Raw genomic sequence first — 1,123 nt, 5'->3', positions numbered from 1 at the left:
AGCATTCGGGAGTGCGCTCGCGTAAGGTAATTCACCACATTTGGCGGCACCCGCAGATGCTTTTTCGTGTTATGATGGGCTTGCAGCGCGCGTAATCTCGACCTCGGCAATATGGCAGAGGTCGAAAACTATTGCCTTAGCACAGGAAGCTTTCGCCCCAGCACTTGATCGCCTCCGAAACGCTGGGTGTGCTGCTTTCCCTGACTGCCCCGGGGCGAGGAGGTTGTCGATGTCCACGAGTAGTGTTGACCGCCCGCTGCAGCCGGGCGACCGGGCACCGAATGTTGTGCTCAATGCGATCTCACGCGAAGGCAAGATCGCGCTCGATGATTTTCGAGGCCGTAGCCCGTTGTTGATCGGGTTGTTCCGAGGCCTGCACTGTCCGTTCTGCCGGCGCCATGTCGCGGCGATGGCGCAACTCAAGCCGGCCCTGCGTGAGAAAGGCGTCGAATGCCTGGCTGTGGTCAATACGCCGGTCGAGCGGGCGCGGCTCTATTTCCGTTACCACCCGGCACCCGATCTTCTCGCCGCATCCGACCCGGAGCGAGCCTCGCACCGTGCTTTCGGCTTGCGCGAGGTCGGGATGGACACGGTCATGGCGATACCGTTCCATCTCCCGGGCGAGTTGCCCGAGCCTATGAACGTCATGGCAATGAATGAATTTCTTAACAAGAAGGAAGGATATGAGATTACGGAAGTCGATCAGCAGGCGATGGCTTCCAGCCAGGCGCAGCTTGTCGGTCAGTTCCTAATCGACCGGGCGGGCATCGTACGCTGGAACTTCACTGAAGTTCTGGAGGATGGCCTCAACACCTTCAGAGCGCTGAATCCCGAGGAATTGATGTCGGCAGCTTCCCAAGTTGCACATTAATAGGCTGCGGAAATGGGCTGCTGAAAACTCGCTCGACGGCCACCGTCCTGTGGTGATTCTTTGGATTTAACAATCATCGAAATGCTCAGCGCAGGAGGCTAAGGTCTGCCCGTGGGCTTCGTAGCGATTTCGATTCAACGGTCTGCGGACCGCCCCGACGCTAGAGTGAGCAAGCCGCATAGGCGGGGCGACGTCCGCTCCTTGCCGCAATCACGTCGTTCCGACAGGCGCGCATACGGCAAGTTTCCACCC

Annotated in this window: 1 protein-coding gene; it reads left to right on the top strand. The window is 59.0% G+C overall.

Features of this window, described 5'->3' with window-relative positions; all coding sequences use genetic code 11:
* The first annotated feature begins 229 nt into the window (after positions 1-229).
* On the top strand, positions 230-871 hold the full coding sequence (locus tag AC0L28_RS34610) for a peroxiredoxin-like family protein (RefSeq protein WP_091590900.1): 642 nt from the start codon (positions 230-232) through the stop codon (positions 869-871).
* The last annotated feature ends 252 nt before the right edge of the window (positions 872-1,123 follow it).

This window comes from Mesorhizobium sp. WSM4847, assembly GCF_055811335.1.
The sequence above is the reverse complement of the archived record's forward strand: the minus strand, read 5'-3'. Positions and strand labels throughout refer to the sequence as shown.